The sequence below is a fragment of the Candidatus Gracilibacteria bacterium genome, from assembly GCA_010119145.1.
Classification (GTDB): Bacteria; Patescibacteriota; Gracilibacteria; order BD1-5; family UBA6164; genus JAACSU01.
Window position 1 is genome coordinate 3,801 of sequence record JAACSU010000017.1, and the last position, 410, is coordinate 4,210.

At 32.0% G+C, this 410-nt stretch carries 1 protein-coding gene; it reads right to left on the minus strand.

The window, feature by feature from the left end; genetic code table 25:
- Positions 1–139: 139 nt before the first annotated feature.
- Positions 140–325, minus strand: a complete 186-nt coding sequence (locus GW846_06285) for a DUF3285 domain-containing protein (GenBank protein NDK10352.1) — start codon at positions 323–325, stop codon at positions 140–142.
- Positions 326–410: the final 85 nt, after the last annotated feature.

Sequence of the window (410 nt, forward strand, 5' to 3'; positions counted from 1 at the left end):
TAAAATCGAGAATTAACCTAACTTTTTCGGAAAACTGGGACAATTCAAATTGATATAGTTCTAACATCAACTTACCTCAATCGTTATAAAACTTAACAATTATACTTTAGCCTGTTTTTGAATGTTATCACAGAAAAGATTATCGAGTTAAGTAAGAAATCCCTACTAAAAAGCCTAATAAACCGAAGGTTGTCAAGAAAAAATGTTTTAAAGAAACTCCTCTTTTTTTTACCATATTACGCATTGCTAACTTAACGTAACTATCTTGAGGTTGTGTGGACTCTGGGGAATTAGGATTAGGAGATTCAGGAGTAGAATTAGTCATAAAGTTAGTTTTGAAAGTGACACTAACTAATATGATACCTTAATGGGTTAGGAGATAGGAGATAGGAGATAGGAGATAGGAGATA